Raw genomic sequence first — 17,114 nt, forward strand, 5'->3', positions numbered from 1 at the left:
CAATATCGGAATCAGACCCTTGAACCCCTCATCGCCTAGAATTAAACCAGTCCAACTTTCGGGGGCCAGTTCACTTTGCCAGCGAGGGGGTTTCGCTACGCGTGCCATTTCCATAGAAAAACTATTAGGTTTGTGAAATACTAAGGTATCTAGAACCACGAAAGTTATGCAGTATAGGCACACCATGGAGGACAAACCTTGCCCACCTTAGAAATTGACCATCTCAATAAATCTTTTGGCAGCGTCCGCGCGCTGCGGGATATGACTTTTAGCGTGCAGGAGGGCGAAATCTTCGGCTTCGTCGGTTCCAATGGTGCGGGCAAGTCCACCACCATGCGCATCGCGCTGGGCGTGCTCGCGAAAGACTCCGGGGAGGTATATTTCGATGGCTCCCCCATTAATGACGATAACCGCCGCCGCATTGGCTATATGCCAGAAGAGCGCGGCCTCTACGGCAAGGAACCGCTGCTTGGCCAGCTGACTTTTCTGGGCACCCTGCATGGCATGAGCAAGCAGGCCGCCCAGAAATCCGGCACGGAACTGCTAGAGCTGCTGGGGTTGGGTGAGCGCCAGAACGACAAGCTGGATGATTTGTCCTTGGGCAACCAGCAGCGCGTGCAGCTGGCCGCCTCCCTCATCCATGACCCCGATATGCTGATTTTGGATGAGCCCTTTTCCGGCTTGGACCCCGTCGCGGTCAATGTCATGTCTGACATGCTGCGCGAGCGCGCCGCGCGCGGGGTGCCTGTCATCTTTTCCTCCCACCAGCTGGACTTGGTGCAGCGCCTGTGCGATCACGTGGGCATCGTCACGCAAGGCCGCATGGTGGCAGAAGGCACGGTAGACGAGCTGCGCACCCAAGGCGCCTCGCGCTATGCGGTGGACACCCCTGCGCGCGGGTGGTACCCGGACGGCACTCACTTGGTTGAGGAAACTGACCAGGGCGTGGTGCTCGAAGCTGATGACGGCACCGATGACCAAGCCATCTTGCGCGCTGCCATGGCCGCTGGCCCTGTTCACTCCTTCGGCCTCAAGGTCCCAGACCTTACCGAGCTTTTCCAAGACGTCGTCACCAGCACCACCACCGAGGAGGCCTAGCCCATGCAGTATTCGGCAATGAAGACCATAGGGACCGTCGCCAAGCGCGAAATGGCGGTTGCTCTTAAGACCAAATCCGTTGTCATCATGATGCTGCTGCTTATCATTGGTGCCATCGCCACCCCCATTATCATTGACTTGCTCTCCGGTGGTGACGATGAACCAGATTCCGTCGCCGTGGTGGGCATGGAGGCAGACGCATTCGCTGATTCCGGGCTGGAGGCCCAGGCCGCCGATGACCGGGATGGCGCGGTGCAGCTTATCGATGCCGGCGATGTCGACGCCGCGCTCGTGCCCGCCGGCGACGAGGGGTGGGAGCTTCTGGCTAATGGCACTGCCTCCACCACCATCTCCACCACGATCAATCAGGTGGTCGCAGCACAGGCGCAGGCAGAGGCCTTAAATACGCTGAATATTGATGCCCAAGAGCTTGCCGCCGCCACCCCATCAGCCGAAGTGACCGCGGTAGATCTGGAAGCCGATGAGTCCTCCGAAGAACAGATGGGCAATGTCGCCATCGTCCTTATCGCCTCCATGGTGGTGGTCTTTTCCATCATGACCTTCGCCGGGCTCATCGGCGGCCGCGTTACCGAAGAGAAGTCTTCGCGCGTGGTGGAAATCATCCTGTCCACGGTGCGCCCGGTGGAATTCTTGGCCGGCAAGGTCATTGGCAATACCATCATCGGGCTGCTCGGCACCTTCCTCATTCTGGCCGGCGGCGTAGCCTCCCTGGCATTTACTGGCGCAGCGAGCGAAATCCAGCTCGATTATGGCCTAATCGCTGCCCTCCTCGTCGGGGAAATCCTCGGCCTCTTGTTCTTCGGCAGTCTCTATGCCGCAGCTGGCTCCATGGTGCAGCGCACCGAGGATCTGCAATCAACGCAGATGCCCATCCTGCTCCTTGTCTTTGCCACCATGTATATCACCATGTTTGGCTGGACGAACTTGGATGCCACCTGGATGCAGGTGATGGGCTGGGTGCCGCCGATCTCCATGTTGGTCGCTCCCCTCCAAGTTGCTAGCGGCAATATGAGCTGGCTGGGCTTGGCGGGAAGCTATGCGGTCCTCGCTGTTGTTACCGTGCTGATTCTCATCTTTGTCGCGCGCATCTACCGCCGTGCCATTTTGAATAATGGCAAGAAGATGACCTGGCGCCAGGCGCTCAAGAAATAAAAAATAAATCCGGCCTCCCACTTTCCAAGGGGAGGCCGGATTTTTCTACTGCGCAGGATTACTCAACGATGAATTCGTTGGTGATCGGCTGGGTGATATCCAGGGTGCCGTGCTCGATGTAGTACATGCCAAAGAACATGGCGCCGACCAGCACTAGGGCCAGCAGCATGCAGGGAATCCACTGGACAAAAACAGAAACCCAGCCCTCGGATTGCTGGCGGGCTGCCGCCTCGCGTTGTTCTTGAGCCTCGCGCTCGTTCATAATGATAAAACCTCTCGCTTCACCGAAGATTAACTAAAAGTATCTTAACAGTTTATGGTCTCCGCGGTGGCATTAGATCCCCGGATCTTCGTTATTTAATAATGCCTCAAGGAATGCCTCGCGGTCCGCGAACATTTTCTCGATATCCTCTTCCGCACCCACAATCCAGGCATCGGCATCCTCATCAAAGGTCACTGCAGAATCGGGATAGGTTTCCAGGGCTTCCTCCATCGCGGCAAGCTGATCGGCATCGGCACGGTCCTCGGCAAAAGCCTCTGGGTCACCAATGCGCTGGCCCAGCTCACCCAAGGCCGTTAAGCCATACGCTTTATGCTGCTTTTTAGGGTGCTCGAAAAGTTCTTGTCCCATCATGGCGGTATTATTTTCCTCCATTCAATAAAGAATCCGGGACGAATCCCGAATAGCCAGGGATATTATTTACCTGTAATACCCCATGGAAAAAGCGCTTGAGTGCGGGAACGTCATCCTCGTGGAGGTGGTCGAATACCAAGCGGCGGACGGATTCCACGTGCTCGGGGGCCGCGCGCTCGAGGTGGTGGAGCCCAGCCTCCGTGATGTGCACGTTGACCCCGCGGCCATCATCGGTGGTCTTTTCCTTGACCAAGAGCCCACGCTTTTCCATGCGTGTGACCTGGTGGGAGGCGCGCGAGCGATCCCAAGCCAGCTCCGTGCACAGGTCGCGCAGGCGCAGGTGCTGATCTGGGGCTTCCGAAAGGGATACCAAGACCGCGAATTCGGAGACGGAGATCTCCCCGCCCGCCTTAAGGGTCTCGTCCATGCCCCTATCTATCTTGCGGGTCGCAGCCAATAATAGGCGCCATAGCTCCTGTTCATCATCGTTTAACCAGCGGGTTTGTTCAGACATAAGGACTAGATTACCCCCTTCAGCATGGCAATGTCGCGCTCGCTACGCCCAGGCACCCGGGAATAGCGCTGCGGCATGCAGGTAAAGACCAAAACCTGGTTCTCGCGGCCCACCTGTGAGAACAAAGTGGACATGAGTTGCAGGCGGTGTGCGTCGGTAGAACCCAGCGCGTCATCGACGATGACCGGCACGGTTCCCTCCCCCGCCACCAAGCGCGCGATGGCAAAGCGGGTAAGGATGGCCAGCTGCTCGCGCGCGCCACCAGACAGGCTGGTCATGGCCACCGTTTCATTATCGCGGGTGCGCGCGGTAACAGAGAGATCGTCTGCCAATTCAAAGCTGATATCCCCGCCGTAGATGGTGCGGGCCAGCTGGGCGAGTGCCGCCACGAAGGGCTCGGCATAGCGCTGGCGCGCGGCATCGCGGTGTTTGAGCAGCAGCTCGCGCAGGTAGCGTGCCGCCAGCGCGCGCTTTTCCACGCTTTCTAGCACTGCCTGCGCCATTTCTGCTTCCGCTTGCGCCTGCTGCTCGCGCTCTGCCGCGCCGGAGTGATAATTAATCTCGCTCGACAGCTTGCCCAGCTCCACCTTGGAATCTTGCACCTGATTTTGCAGGTACTCCAGGTGCGATTGCGCGCCCTCCACCAAGCTCTGAGCGGTGGCTAGGTCCACGGCCTCCATCTCAGATAGCTGTTCCTGCAGCCTTTCCACCAGCGCACCCAACCGCTCTACCTCTTCTGCTAAGCCGGCATCAGAGGTTTTCTCCCGCACTTCGGTCAGCTCGCGCTCGGCGCGCTCGGCCTTCTCGGTGGCGGCCTCGAGCTCGGCTTCCAGGCGCACCACGTCGTGGGCGATGCGGCTATCGCGGAAGGGAATGAGCTCGCGGTCGAGGGCATCGACAAGCTCGCGCACTTCTTCCTCCGCTTCTTCTGCAGCGGATAAATCCTTGGCCGGGGCATCATCGAGCCCGGCAACCTTCTCCTTCAGCGCCGCGTGCTGGGCGCGCAGTTCGCCCAAATCATCCGGCCCCAGCTCGCCCTCGAGCTTGCGCGTGGCGGCATCCAACCCGGCATTCTGCTCGGAGTGCGCCTTAAGCAGGGCCTCGGCGGCGGGGATGGACTCGACACCGGTGGCATCGAAAAGCTCCTGCAAGCGCGCCTCAGCTTGATCCACCTCGCGCTGGGTCTTATCGGAAGAGTACGCACCGGCTACGAAGCGGGCGGTGATATCGCCGATGGTGATCTCGCGGCCATCGACAAGCTCAATTGCAGGCTGTTTGCCGATGTCCACCTGCGTCCCATCAACTCCAATCTCCGCGCCCTCCGGCCCAGAAAATTCCACCTTAGCGGCGGTGGCATCGTGCAGGCGCTTGGCCAAGGCGAGATCGGCATCCGCCTTGCGGAGTTCCTCGACGTACGCGGCGGTCATCTCGCGCCCGCGTTGGGCGATCTCCGCCTGTGTCTTCTCCACGCCACGAGCCAGTTCCTCAACCTTGAGCAGGCGCTTGTCCAGGCGCTTAAAGGTCTCCTTATCCTGATGCAGCCGCGCCTGCTTGAGCGTTGTGCGCGCGGTGGCGTAGTCCTCCTTCGCGGCGGCCAGCTTCTTTTCCACCGCTTCTTTCTGCGTGTTTTCCTCGGTGGCCTTCTCGCGAGCGGCCGCGAGCTTATCCGCGGCGCTCGACTGTGCGGTGCCAGCGGCCTCGAGTGCCTCGGCCATCTCCAGGCGCTGTGTTTGCGCGTCCTTCGCGCGCTGGAAATCCTCCTTGGCGCGGGTGAGCTCCGCCTTGTGCGCATCCACCTGGTGCTGGGCCTTTACGGCCTCGTCCGCGGCGGCTTGTTTCTCGGCGAGGTCCTGGCGAGCCGCGGGTAGCTGCGCTTCGGCTTCTTCTTGCTGGCGTTCCAGGTGCTCGTAGCGCTCCACCACGGAATCGAGCCCGCGCACCGCAGCGGAAGCTTCCTCCAACTCCTGCTCGGCACGCTCCACAGTCTCCTGGGCCTTTTTATACTCGCCGGCTGCCTTGCCCGTCTTTTCGGTGTAGTAGCGCTTGTATTCCGTATCTACCTTGCCCAAAAGCTGGGAATCATCGCCGGATACCTCGTCCTCTGCCAGGCCGGACTCCTGCTCGAGGGCCTGCGTTAACGAGGGAATGCCCACTGCAGAGATAGCGTCATTGGAGTCATCCTGGCGCATAAAGAGGACATCAAGAAGCTGGCGATCCATGTTCTCGCTTAAGATCCGTTCCAGCTCGTCATCGGCCTGGCGGCCTGTATATTGTGCGTGGCGCGGGGACGAGATGGCCAGCTCACAGTACTTCTTCTGCAGCCAGCGCTTGGCAATGCGAAAGCGGTATTCCCCCACGGAAATATCCGCAATGACCTCCGGCGATACGTCCTTGCCCACCGGCTGCAGATCCCGGATACCGCTGGGGCGCGCCGTGTGCTTTTCCGTCAGCACCACATCGAGGGCCTCCACGAGGGTGGATTTACCGGCCTCGTTCTCGCCGTGAATGACCACCACCCCGGTTTCTGGAAGGTCATCCAACACTAAATGCTCGATGCCGCGGACATTTTTAATTTCTAAGCTGTGGATGCGCATGTGGTTTATCCTTCCAAGCGAAATAGCAGGTTGGCGGCGTCGCGGGCCACCGGATCCTCGCGGTTTTCCAGCAGCTCTTGCAGGGCGTCGGCGGCATAGCCGGAAATGTCCAGGTTGGCTAGTTCGTCTTCGCTAGGCTCCAAGAACAGGTCCATGGTTCGCTCGCGCGGGCGCAGCGAGGCAAAGACCGCCTCCAACTCATCCAGCCCACGCTGCAGCCGGGCGTGCGCCGCAATGCCGAGGGTCCCCTGCAGGCTGTATTTAATCGCCGTGCGCACCTTATCCGGATACTCTTCCAAGCTGCGCAGGAAGCGTTCGACATCCTCGGTGGAATTGACGGAAGCATCGAGGGCTTCAAACGTCCAGCGCCCGATGCTGCGCTTATCGATGTCTATGTCTTCCCCCTCAATCCTTACCACCAGCGCGTTCCCGGAATCGGCCTCGCCGCCACCGGTGGAGCATTCCTTAAAGTCCGTGGTCTCCGGGCTCCCAGAGAACCAGACGCGGCCGGTCTTTCCCAGGCTGGCCGTCGAGTGGGTATCGCCCAGCGCCAAGTAATTGATCACCCCACGCTCCAAGCACTGCTCTACGAATTCCAAGTCGATGGTATCGGCATCTCCCCCGCTAGTACGCGAATCCACCTGTCCATGGCCCACAGCAATCCGGATTCCCTCCGTGGGTTCGAGCGGCTCCAAGGCCTGGCGCACCAAGTCGTGGTTGGCGCGTTTGGACAAGTACGGCGCCCCCACCAATTCCACGCCCTTGCCCACCGCGATGGGTTCTGAATCCGCGATGACGTGCACGTTATCCGCGCTGGTGCGATAAAATACCGAGTCCGCGACCAGCGGATCGTGGTTTCCCGGCAGCACATACACCGGCACGGGCAAGCGCTTAAACATCTCGGTAGCGCGGGCCAAAATTTCTCGGGAGAGCGCATTGTGTTCAAATACATCGCCCGCCACGACGATGAACTGCGCGCCGACCTCCTCCGCGAGCTGGCCTAGGTGCATGATGGCGGACTCGCGGTCATCGTTGAAACGACCTTGCGCCTCCCCCTTCAAGAACCAGCGGGTCATTCCCAGCTGGAAGTCGGACGTGTGGATAAAGGTCGTTGCAATCATAATCAGTGCGTTAAGTGGTAGTAGAGGTCTTCAATATCGGACACGGCCCGCAAGAGGTCAATATTGGTATGCGATACGGCCCGCAGGGCCTTGCGCAAGAGGTCCGGATCGGAATCTTCCAGCGCTGGGGCAACCTTGGGGTGCGGCAGTTTAGGCATCTCGCGGCCATTCCAGAACACGTCGTTCTTTTCTTCCGCGGATAAATCGCTAGCTCCAAAGCTTTCTCGAGAGACCTGCTGCGATTGCTCCATGACGGCCTTTTCCAAGCGCGCAAAGTCCAGCCCGCGCATATTGAAAATCACGGCGGGATCCGCATCCGCGCGGGTGGCGAGCCTATCTCCCACCGCCACGATGTGCTTGCAGGCATACGCGGAATCCGGGCAGGTGCAGGATAGCCGCAGATCTTCGACCTCGCTGGCAAACAAGGTATCCAGCGCTTCCTCAGACAACAGGCCCTTGCGCGCATTCGCTACGGAATTCGGCGTGCGCGCGAATTGGCCGGCGAGTGCCGCAATATCGTCATTATCGCGGTACGGCAGCTGGATGAGTACGGAAAAAGGCTCGTTCTGGGAACCGGCCACGCGCCCATGGATGGCACCGTTGCGGATCTCCAAGCCAACGACGTGACCGCCTTCGGCGTACTGGCGCCCGCGGGTAATCCGTCCCCGGTCCGCATCATGGCTGGTAAAGGAAGAAATCCGGGCTGCGGTCTTGGACAGTAGCCGCCCGCTGCGGTCAACATGGTTGACCTCATCCGGGGTGCTCACGCGCTTGCGGGTACCAAAGTTTGCGTAGATGACATTGTCATCGCCCTTAACGGCCATCCGCTTACTCCTTTCCCCGGTAACTCATGAGCTCTGCCAGCTGGTCCGGCTCCAATTCCGTGAGCCAGCCCTCGCCTTCGCCGACGACGGAACCAGCCAGCTGCGTCTTTCCATCCAAAATGTCTTGAATGGATTCTTCCAACGTGCCAGCGGTAATCATCTTATACACCTGCACGTTACGGCGCTGACCAATGCGGAAGGCGCGGTCCGTGGCTTGGTTTTCCACCGCGGGGTTCCACCAGCGGTCCATGTGCACCACGATCGATGCCGCAGTGAGATTGAGCCCCGTGCCGCCCGCCTTGAGCGAAAGGATCATCGCCTGTGGACCATCCTCGGCTTGGAAATCCTCCACCATCTGATCGCGCTTATTCTTCGTCACCCCGCCGTGCAAGAAGGGAATCTCGTGGCCCAGCTGCCCGCTCAGGTAGGGCTGCAAGATATCACCGAAGGCCTTGTACTGGGTAAAGATCAGCAGGCGCTCGCCGGATTCGGTGGCGGCATCGACAATCCGCATCAGCTCCTTCACCTTGCCCGAGCGGTGCTTGCCCTTGATGACCACCGGCGAATCATCTCCCAAATAATGCGTTGGGTGATTGCAGATCTGCTTAATGCGCGTCAGGGAGGCCAAGACGATGCCGCGCTTGCTGATGCCCGTCGCATCCTCCAAGCTCTTCTTTACCTCATTGACCAGCGCCTTATACAAAGCCGCCTGCTCTGTGGTCATGGAGACCGTAAGAATCTGCTCGGACTTTTCCGGCAGGTCATCGATGATATTGGGATCGGTCTTGACGCGGCGCAGAATAAGAGGCGCGGTCAGCGCGCGCAGACGCTCGGACATCTCCTCATCATTATTGCGCTCGATGGCCTTGGCAAAGTGATTTCGGAAAAAGGACGCCGTGCCCAAGATTCCAGGGTTACAAAAGTCCAAGATGGAGCGCATCTCTGACAACCGGTTTTCCACCGGCGTACCGGTCAGCGCCACGCGGTGCTCGGAGGGCAGCGATCGCACCGCCTTGGAGGAACGCGTGGCCGAATTCTTAATGGCCTGCGCCTCATCGAGGACCACGCGTTGCCAAGACACCTCGCCCAAGAGGTTAAAATCTCGGCTCACGGTGCCATAGGTAGTAATGACGAGATCTGCTTTTCCGGCGGCCTCGAGGAACTTCTCCCCGCTCGGACGCCCCGCGCCGTGTTGCACCATGACCTCGAAATCCGGCACGAAGCGACGCGCCTCGCGAGCCCAGTTACCCACCACGGAAGTCGGTGCGACTACTAAGGTGGGTCCGGTTTGTTCACCGCGCTTCTTCTCCACCGCCAATAGGGACAGTAGTTGGAGTGTTTTGCCGAGCCCCATGTCATCGGCAAGCACGGCACCAATATTGTTACGAGACATCCAATACAGCCAGTCCACGCCAGTGCGCTGATACTCGCGCAGCTCAGCATGCACGGTCTCCGGGATGTCCACGCGCTTAGGTGCGACCGTATCCATGCCGCCGAGCAACGCGGTATGCCACGTGCTGCCGGTAAATTCGATGGGCTCCTGAGCCATCGACTCGAGCGCCAGCTCCCGCAGCTCCGCCACCGTGACTTGGTGCTCACTCTTCTCGTTGAACTCCGCGCGGCGACGCTCGACCTCCGCCATGAGCTGCTGCCAGCCCGGCTCACCTAGCTTCTTGGCCATCTCCGCCGAGGCCGCCAGCTGCTCGAGCTCCTTCTTGGCGCGCTCGCGGGACTTATCCGCCAGCTCCTCCATATAAGAGGAAACCTTGGACACAACCTGGGTATCGGCCATGACCCACTTGCCGCGCAGCTGGATGAGCCCGGACTTGGAATTGACCAGCTCGTCCATCTCGGACTCGGTAAGCTCCACATCGCCCACGGACATGCGCCAGTTATAGTCCACGAGCTGATTCATGCCGATGTGCTTCTTCGTAGCGGCCTCGGCCGGGTCCCTGGCCTCACGGGTTTCCAGCTTGGCCTTGGTATCCATCTGCGCCCACGATTTGGGCAGCATGACGGTAATGCCCCGCTTTTTCAGCTCGGGCACCTCGTGCGCAATAAACTGCGTGAGCTGTTCCGTGTCCAGGTAGACATCCCAATCGCCGTCGCCAGGCTGGGGCAATTGCGTACTCTGGCCCAGGCTCGGTGCCGCATGCACGGCCTTGCGGTGGTTTTCGCGCAGCTTCTCGATGCTCGCCCTATCCAGCTCCTCCGCCGATACCGGCCGCGGCGAATCCGTTCCAGAGCGCACCCGCACACGAATCGGCCACGCTGCGTCTTCTGGATCCTGTTCTTCCGGTTCCTCCACGATGTAGACGAGTTGGAGTTCCACCTGGTAAATGGAATTTTTCCATTCATTGAGCCCACGCAGCAGTTGCGCGCGGCCGCGGCGGATAGGGGCCGTCGTCAGCAATGCGCGGGCGAAGTCGTGCCAAGGCATGGGCCGGGGCTCATTAAGCAGCGGCTGCAATTCCCGGTTGGCAATCCAATGCGTCAGTTCATCCGCTAGGTCATCTGAAAGGGCTCTATTATTTATATGGAGAATCCCGGGGGCCGCGGCCATCATTTCTGCTAGCCAACCGCGCTCACCCAAACCTGAGGCCAGCTGCCACATGGGAAACCACTCGTTGGCCTGGTACGCCAACCGGAACGTCACCCTGCCCGCGCGGACAAACTTGCTCAGGCCACTATATGCGTGAATGAGCCAGTGCAGATCCGGGGCAATCGATGCCGGTGGATGATGATCCAGGTATTCTAGCTGGGCTAGGGCTTCTACTGCTTCTTCTGGGGCAAACATGGCCATGGGCACCATGAGCGAGACGTCTTTGCCCTTTGGAGTCCGTAGTGATACCCGCGCCCGGTTCCGGAAGGACTTCTTAGCCAAGATGGCATCAATTGCCTGCGGAAACGTCCCTTCTGGCACGGCCGAAGGCATAACAATCTTGTGCCCTTCTACCTGCTCAATCCATAGACCAAGCCCCGAAACCGGCAGCCAAAGGCCATGCACAAGGTAAGAAGCCATAACGGCCAGCATAGCAGCCCTGTATAGTTTTGTTACAAGCTCGTTATATTCATGTCTTTGCGCAGTTAGACGGTGAAAAACGTCACTGGAGATCTATGCCACAGCTGAATTTTAGCTTGGGTGATCCTTAAGTCACCGTTAACGTACTAATGTCCGATAAATCACTACAAGGAGTGAAACGTGCAAGAATCAACTTGGTACGTCATTGCGATGATTGTGTACTTCCTCGTAATGGCAGCCATTGGCTACTGGAGCTACAAACAAACCGACGAATACGACGATTATGTTTTGGGCGGCCGTGGCCTGCACCCATTCGTAGCTGCTCTCTCCGCCGGCGCATCCGATATGTCCGGCTGGCTGCTTATGGGTCTGCCTGGCGCGCTCTTCCTTTCCGGTTTTTCCGAGCTGTGGATGCCTATCGGCCTCCTTATCGGTGCATGGGCAAACTGGAAGTGGATTGCGCCGCGTCTGCGCGCTTACTCGGAGGTTGCGGGCGATTCCATTACGGTCCCCTCCTTCTTCGAGAACCGTCTGCGCGATAAGTCGCGCATGCTGCGTATTATCTCCGCAGTTATCATTATCTTCTTCTTTACCTTCTACGTCTCTTCCGGCATGGTCTCCGGTGGTCGTTACTTCGAGTCCACCTTCGGTGGCGACTACATCACCGGTATGTTGGTCATCGCCGCAGTGACCATTTTCTACACCTTCATCGGTGGCTTCCTGGCAGTGTCCTACACCGACGCTATGCAGGGCATGCTGATGTTCGTCGCCCTGCTGATCGTGCCAATCATGGCGCTTTTCGCTCTCGACGATGCCGGCGCGATCTTCTCCTTCGCTACCGAAAACAGCTACGCTACCGACGGCGCTCTCGAGCCAAACGATAACTACTTCTCTCTCTTCGCCGGCGTTTCCGCTGGTGTTATCGTTGGTAACGCCGCTTGGGGCTTGGGCTACTTTGGCCAGCCGCACATCATCGTGCGCTTCATGGCGCTGCGTAAGCCTTCTGACGCCAAGCAGGGCCGTTTCTACGGCATCACTTGGATGGGTCTTTCCGTCATCGGCGCTATCTTCGTTGCGCTTACCGGTACTGTGTACTTCACCCAGTTCGGTGAGACCATCACTGACCAAGAGAACTTCGAGACCATCTTCTTGGATATGGCTCAGGCCATGATGCACCCATTGCCTGCTGGTTTCATCTTGACCGCAGTCTTGGCAGCGATCATGTCCACCATGTCCTCCCAGATGCTCGTGGTTTCCTCTTCCCTGATTGAGGACCTCTACCTCATCATCGCAAAGCGCAAGCCTGACGAGCGCATCCTGATTAACCTGTCCCGTACCGCCGTTGTGGCCATCGCGGTTATCGCCGCACTCCTGGCTATCAACCCGTCCGACTCCATTCTTGGCTTGGTCGGCTTCGCATGGGCTGGTTTCGGTTCCGCATTCGGTCCGCTCGTTATCCTGGCTCTGTACTGGAAGCGCCTCAACGCAACCGGTGCAATCGCCGGTATGGTCACCGGTGCAGTCGTCGCCATCGGTTGGGGCATGTCCCCGCTCGGCGATTCCCTCTACGAGATGGTCCCAGGCTTCTTCTCCGCACTCATCGTCACCGTTCTGGTCACCTTGGCTACCAAGCAGCCAGACCAGGAGGTCCTGGACGAGTTCGAGGAAGCCGAGAAACTTGCCAAGCTCGTTGAGAAGGACGACTCCCTGGACTTCGAGGAAGCAGCAGAAAAGGTTTCCGATAACAAGTAGGAACCTTCCCGCACCTCGCGGAGTCCAATAGGACATGAAGTCCTATTACCTGGCCGCGCTATCATGCATAACCGCTCTCGTTATCGCATGGTATGCGTGGCCTTTTCCGCGTTTTGATGTCTCCACCGTGCCGGCTCGCGCGGAATTGCCGGGCTACGACCGCGACGAGTTTGGCGGCTGGCAGCCCAACGGCGCATGCACCACGCGTGAGGCCATCATGGAGAACCAAGCCAGCGAGGACTTCGCTGAATGCCGGCCACAGTCCGGCACGATTTATGACCCCTACGCGGGTGAGATGATTTCAGCGACCTCCCCCATCGAGGTCGACCACATCTTCCCGCTTTCCGCCGCCTTTGACCTGGGGGCTGCAGAATGGGACCAAGACACCAAGATCCGCTTTGCTAACGATCCCCTCAATCTGGTGGCGACCAGCCGGAAGCTCAATCAGGAAAAGTCTGATTCCCTCCCCTCTGAGTGGTTACCGCCCGCCAACCGCTGCGATTACTCGCGGCGCCTCGCAGAAATCGCCCGGAACTACGAGTTACCGTTGCCCCGCGCAGACGTGCGTGCAATGAGAAGGCAATGTCGGTTCGATTTCTAGCAGGGAAATTGATTAGGGTGAACAAGGCAACTTTTCTTAACTGAAGGGCATCCTCCATGACTACTTTGTTCATCTTCCTGCACGTGGCAGCGGCCATTGTTCTGCTTGGCCCCGTGTGCATTTCCACGTCCATCTACCAGACCCAGCTGCAGCGCGCAGCGCAGGGCGATAAGACGGCCCTCGGTGCCGCCCGCAACCTGCACAACATCACCAACACTTACGGCTACATTTCCGCGCTCGTGCCGGTCCTTGGCCTTGCTGTCTTCCTGTCTGATATCGAAACCTTCAAGAGCCAGGTCAACTTCCACATCGCCATCCTCGTGGCCATCATCGCGTGGTGCCTGCTCTTCTTCCTCATCCTTCCTAAGCAGCGCACGGCGCAGGCAGCCCTAGAGTCCGGCGATACAGCCAACCTGGGCTCCATTAAGAAGTCCTTGTCCGCTTTCGGCGGCGTCTTCAACCTCCTGTGGATCATCTGCCTTATCTTGATGTACATCTAGGAAGCCATTTACTCTTCGGGGACAGTGTCATCACTGTCCCCTTTTTCATGGGTGGACTCTTCCCAAAGTTCTTCTTTTAACTGTTGTGCATCTGCATGCGCATTCTCCCTCCGCTTCTGCGTCGCCTGTGCAACCGTCTGCGCCCACCTGCGGTTCTTAGGGGCCAGCGGCCCACTCGCGGAGTCATAGACCCACGTAGAGTCATCAAAGAGCCAGACGATGTCCCCGCTTATCGGGTCCTTGATATAAAAGGCCCTCCCATCGGTCTTTATATTGTGATGGTGTTGGCATAAGCACGTAAGGTTTGCCGCCGAGGTCGGACCGCCATCCGCAAAGTCGTGCCGATGGTCCATCTGGGAAGCCACAGCCGGCCGCGTGCAGCCTGGCCACCGGCAGGTGCCATCCAAGCCCTCCACAAACGCCCGGATATCCGGCGGTGTCACGTAGTTAGAGCTTTCCGCCTGACCGGACTTCTCCATGTCCCTTGTCGTCGTTGCCCGAGCCTGTAGGTCATCCGCAGTCTCCGGAGATACCCAGCCCAAGTTCTGTACAAAGGCGGGTGCATCCGGCAGGTCGCAGCGATACACATTCAACACGACCTTGGCCTTTGCCTGCGCCTTTCCAGTCAGCAGCTCCACTGCGGCCTCAGCCATCGTGAGATCCTTTTCCGTAGCGATATCCCGAATATTGCGGTCAATTATCTCCGCGGTTTCTAACCCGACGTCCAGACAAACCGCAGCCCACTCCCCACCTGTAGGTTCAACGCTATAGGCTTGCTTGCGGCGCGGATCCCGCGCGGCAATAGAGGGATCGAGGCGCACAATAAGCTCGCGTAACTTGCGGCGGAGATTTCGGTGCGAGGGCAGCTTCTGATTGGGACGAGTTGGGGTCAAGTAGTTGGTCAGGGCGTCATCGATAGTGAACTTCTTCTCCGCATCAATGGCGCCGAGTTTGGCTAGGGTTTGGTCAATCGTAATCAGTCGGTCTAAATCTAAATGAAAATGCTGTTCTTGCCGGGCCCGCAGTCGCGGCAACTCCTTTAGCCGCTCGAAGGCGAAGATAATATTTCTAATGCGGGACTGACGCGCCCCAGTTAAGTCAGACAGGGATTGGCTAATAATTTCGATATCGTCATCCGGGCCAGGATGAAGCCTTTCCCAAAACTGGTATTCGGCCTTCCTAATCTCCGTAGCTGCACGGGAGGTAGAATTTTCTGGATTGGTATTGGCATAATATGGCGCATTCATGGACTTTCTTTCGAGAGATTTACTAGAACATGCTTTCGTCATACACCATACAAAACCACCCTGACACACTACCCCCGTTTATAGTAAAAGCGCAGGTCACAGGGCATGAAAAAAGGGCCTCTAAAAAGAGGCCCTTTGGAGGTTTAATTAGTCGCGGAAGCGCCCACCGTGCTTCCGGCCACCGCCGCCGCCATCACGGCGAGGCGGGCGACCGGTATCCTTCTGAATCTTGATGAGCTGGCCAGAAATCCGGGTATCCTTCAGGCGGTCCAGCACAGCCGGGTCCATGTTCTTCGGCAGATCCACGAGCGTGTGCCCCACCGCAATGGTGATGCGCCCGAAGTCCTTGGCAGACAGGCCACCTTCGTTGGCGATAGCACCGACGATGGCACCAGGGCGGACATTCTGGCGCTTGCCGACGTCCAACCGGTACGTCTCAAAGTCACCATCCGGCCGCTTGGAGCCGCCGCGGTTCTTGCCGCCACCCTTGAAGTCACGGTCGCGCTTGCGGTCATCGCGATCGCGGCGGTCCTTCTTTGGCTTGGGCAAAGGCTTGTCTTCCAATAGGAAGTTCTTGCCACCCTGGTGCATGACGGCCAAGGCCGCGGCGATGTCATCCATCGCGACGTCATTGTCTTCCGAGTACTTGCGCACCAAGTTGCGGAAGAAATCGGCCTGCTTGTTGTCCATGGACTGGGTAATGGCCTGCGCAAACTTTTCCTTGCGCTTCTCATTGACCTCATCGACGGACGGCAGGTCCATCTCTTCGAGGCGAGCATTGGTCACGCGTTCGATGGAGCGCAGCATGCGGCGCTCGCGCGGGGTGACGAACAGGATTGCCTCGCCGGAGCGGCCGGCACGGCCAGTACGGCCGATGCGGTGCACGTAGGACTCGGTATCGTTCGGGATGTCGAAGTTCACCACGTGGGTGATGCGCTCGACGTCAAGGCCACGCGCGGCGACGTCGGTAGCGACGAGGATGTCTAGGCGGCCATCCTTGAGCTGATCGACGGTGCGCTCGCGCTGCGCCTGGGCGATGTCGCCGTTAATGGCAGCGGCGCTGTAACCGCGATCGCGCAAGGCCTCGGCCACCTCTTCGGTCTCGTGCTTGGTGCGGCAGAAGACGATGATGGCGTCATAGGTAATGACCTCGAGGATGCGGGTGAAGGCATCCATCTTTGCGCGGTGCGGAATCAGCAGGAAGCGCTGCTTAATGTTGTCGTTGGTGCGGCGCTCGGACTTAACGGTTACTTCCGCCGGGTTGTGCAGGTACTGCTTGGACAGGCGGCGGATGGCATTAGGCATGGTGGCGGAGAAAAGCGCCACTTGCTTGCGGTCCGGGGTGCTTTCCAGGATGCGCTCAACGTCTTCCTGGAAGCCCATGTTCAGCATTTCATCGGCCTCATCGAGGACGAGGAACTGCAGCTGGGACAGGTCAAGCGAACCCTTTTCCAGGTGGTCGATGACGCGACCCGGGGTACCCACGATGACCTGGGCGCCGCGGCGCAGACCAGACAACTGGATGCCGTAGGCCTGACCACCGTAGATGGGAAGAACCTCGATTCCCTTCAGGGTTTCCGCGAAGGATTGGAAGGCGTCTGCAACCTGCAGGGCCAGCTCGCGGGTAGGCGCAAGGACGAGCGCCTGCGGGTGGCGCGCCTGCGGGTCAAGCTGGGACAAGACCGGCAGCGCAAAGGCTGCGGTCTTGCCGGTACCGGTCTGTGCAAGGCCCACGACGTCGCGGCCTTCCATCAGAATCGGGATGGTTTCTTCTTGAATGGGGGACGGGGTGGTGAAGCCTACTTTCGCAACGGCTTGCAGAATTTTATCTGGCAGGCCGAGGTGCTCGAACCCCTGGGAGTTGTCGTTGGCCGAATCTTTGGACTCAGCGCCGGTGCCCTCAGAAGTATTCGCAGCCCTGGTGTCCTGGTTGACACCTTGCGAGTTGTCCTGAGATTCCGACTTATTAAAATCTTCCGGCTCGTTTACGCCGCCGGTGGCGTTATCGGTAATGCTCATTGCTCGTCCAACCCT

General features: G+C 59.0%; 14 protein-coding genes. 5 read left to right on the forward strand and 9 right to left on the reverse strand.

Annotated elements, in window-relative coordinates:
- The first annotated feature begins 198 nt into the window (after positions 1-198).
- A complete protein-coding gene (locus tag ABRP98_RS00925) occupies positions 199-1,098 on the forward strand; it encodes an ABC transporter ATP-binding protein (protein ID WP_349857059.1) in 900 nt (299 codons plus the stop codon).
- A 3-nt stretch (positions 1,099-1,101) separates the two neighbouring features.
- On the forward strand, positions 1,102-2,271 hold the full coding sequence (locus tag ABRP98_RS00930) for an ABC transporter permease (RefSeq protein ID WP_349857060.1): 1,170 nt from the start codon (positions 1,102-1,104) through the stop codon (positions 2,269-2,271).
- Between the two features lie 58 nt (positions 2,272-2,329).
- Here ABRP98_RS00930 and ABRP98_RS00935 read toward each other — a convergent pair whose 3' ends face one another.
- The 7 genes from ABRP98_RS00935 to ABRP98_RS00965 all read right to left on the reverse strand — a co-directional run bounded on the left by ABRP98_RS00935 (position 2,330) and on the right by ABRP98_RS00965 (position 10,980).
- Positions 2,330-2,533, reverse strand: coding sequence for a hypothetical protein (locus tag ABRP98_RS00935; RefSeq protein ID WP_005282344.1), 204 nt, complete (start codon positions 2,531-2,533; stop codon positions 2,330-2,332).
- Positions 2,534-2,605: 72 nt separating this feature from the next.
- Positions 2,606-2,926: a molecular chaperone GrpE gene (locus tag ABRP98_RS00940; protein ID WP_349836692.1), complete on the reverse strand. Its 321-nt coding sequence runs from the start codon at positions 2,924-2,926 to the stop codon at positions 2,606-2,608.
- The gene (locus ABRP98_RS00945; RefSeq protein WP_023026318.1) at positions 2,913-3,419 is read right to left on the reverse strand and encodes a MarR family winged helix-turn-helix transcriptional regulator; all 507 of its coding nucleotides are present in this window, start codon (positions 3,417-3,419) and stop codon (positions 2,913-2,915) included. Before ABRP98_RS00945 ends, ABRP98_RS00940 begins: the two co-directional genes overlap by 14 nt.
- 5 nt (positions 3,420-3,424) lie before the next feature.
- Positions 3,425-6,013, reverse strand: a complete 2,589-nt coding sequence (locus ABRP98_RS00950) for an AAA family ATPase (RefSeq protein ID WP_349857061.1) — start codon at positions 6,011-6,013, stop codon at positions 3,425-3,427.
- A 5-nt stretch (positions 6,014-6,018) separates the two neighbouring features.
- Complete coding sequence (locus ABRP98_RS00955) at positions 6,019-7,134, reverse strand: metallophosphoesterase family protein (protein ID WP_349857062.1); 1,116 nt, start codon at positions 7,132-7,134, stop codon at positions 6,019-6,021.
- Between the two features lie 2 nt (positions 7,135-7,136).
- Entirely contained in the window at positions 7,137-7,958 is an 822-nt protein-coding gene (locus tag ABRP98_RS00960) for an SWIM zinc finger family protein (protein ID WP_284769870.1), read from the reverse strand.
- 4 nt (positions 7,959-7,962) lie between these two features.
- The gene (locus tag ABRP98_RS00965; RefSeq protein ID WP_502878771.1) at positions 7,963-10,980 is read right to left on the reverse strand and encodes a DEAD/DEAH box helicase; all 3,018 of its coding nucleotides are present in this window, start codon (positions 10,978-10,980) and stop codon (positions 7,963-7,965) included.
- Between the two features lie 180 nt (positions 10,981-11,160).
- Here ABRP98_RS00965 and putP point away from each other — a divergent pair, with 180 nt between their 5' ends.
- Genes putP through ABRP98_RS00980 form a run of 3 tightly spaced genes read left to right on the forward strand, consistent with a single transcriptional unit; the run spans position 11,161 to position 13,833 of the window.
- Entirely contained in the window at positions 11,161-12,732 is a 1,572-nt protein-coding gene (gene putP / locus ABRP98_RS00970; RefSeq protein ID WP_349857064.1) for a sodium/proline symporter PutP, read from the forward strand.
- A gap of 34 nt (positions 12,733-12,766) precedes the next feature.
- A complete protein-coding gene (locus ABRP98_RS00975) occupies positions 12,767-13,333 on the forward strand; it encodes an HNH endonuclease family protein (RefSeq protein ID WP_349857065.1) in 567 nt (188 codons plus the stop codon).
- A 56-nt stretch (positions 13,334-13,389) separates the two neighbouring features.
- The gene (locus tag ABRP98_RS00980; RefSeq protein ID WP_284851556.1) at positions 13,390-13,833 is read left to right on the forward strand and encodes a DUF2269 domain-containing protein; all 444 of its coding nucleotides are present in this window, start codon (positions 13,390-13,392) and stop codon (positions 13,831-13,833) included.
- An 8-nt stretch (positions 13,834-13,841) separates the two neighbouring features.
- Here ABRP98_RS00980 and ABRP98_RS00985 read toward each other — a convergent pair whose 3' ends face one another.
- Together ABRP98_RS00985 and ABRP98_RS00990 are read right to left on the reverse strand one after the other, a co-directional pair.
- Complete coding sequence (locus ABRP98_RS00985; RefSeq protein ID WP_349857066.1) at positions 13,842-15,080, reverse strand: HNH endonuclease signature motif containing protein; 1,239 nt, start codon at positions 15,078-15,080, stop codon at positions 13,842-13,844.
- Between the two features lie 147 nt (positions 15,081-15,227).
- Entirely contained in the window at positions 15,228-17,099 is a 1,872-nt protein-coding gene (locus tag ABRP98_RS00990; protein WP_349857067.1) for a DEAD/DEAH box helicase, read from the reverse strand.
- Positions 17,100-17,114 lie beyond the last annotated feature (15 nt).

Source organism: Corynebacterium sp. KPL2838, assembly GCF_040225455.1.
Classification (GTDB): Bacteria; Actinomycetota; Actinomycetes; order Mycobacteriales; family Mycobacteriaceae; genus Corynebacterium; species Corynebacterium rhinophilum.